The sequence below is a fragment of the Blautia sp. DFI.3.45 genome (genome assembly GCF_020593505.1).
GTDB lineage: Bacteria > Bacillota > Clostridia > Lachnospirales > Lachnospiraceae > Blautia_A > Blautia_A wexlerae.
This window is the reverse complement of the sequence record NZ_JAJDMI010000152.1, coordinates 1-591: the sequence shown is the minus strand read 5'-3', so window position 1 is coordinate 591 and position 591 is coordinate 1. Positions and strand designations below refer to the sequence as shown.

General features: G+C 42.3%; 1 protein-coding gene. It reads left to right on the top strand.

What is annotated here, in order from left to right; all coding sequences use genetic code 11:
- On the top strand, positions 1 to 183 hold a 183-nt coding region (locus tag LJE09_RS17345; RefSeq protein WP_002283382.1), incomplete at its 5' end, for a hypothetical protein.
- Between the last annotated feature and the right edge of the window lie 408 nt (positions 184 to 591).

The window sequence follows — 591 nt, the reverse complement described above, 5'->3', positions numbered from 1 at the left end:
TATGATCCAATATCAAAGGAAATGATAGCATTGAAGGATGAGACTAATCCAATTGAGGAGTGGCAGCATATAGAACAGCTAAAGGGTAGTGCTGAAGGAAGCATACGATACCCCGCATGGAATGGGATAATATCACAGGAGGTACTAGACTACCTTTCATCCTACATAAATAGACGCATATAAGTACGCATTTAAGCATAAACACGCACTATGCCGTTCTTCTCATGTATATATATATACAGGCAACACGCAGATATAGGTGCGACGTGAACAGTGAGCTGTATGTGCGCAGCTCGCGTTGCATTTTCGGAAGCGCTCGTTTTCGGAAACGCTTTGAAGTTCCTATTCCGAAGTTCCTATTCTCTAGAAAGTATAGGAACTTCAGAGCGCTTTGAAAACCAAAAGCGCTTTGAAGACGCACTTTGAAAAATCCAAAAACGCACCGCACCGTAACTACTACACCGCGAATACTGTGCCCTGAAACATTGCTCAAAAGTATCTCTTTGCTATATATCTCTGTGCTATATCCCTATATAACCTACCCATCCACCTTTCGCTCCTTGAACTTGCATCTAAACTCGACCTCTACAT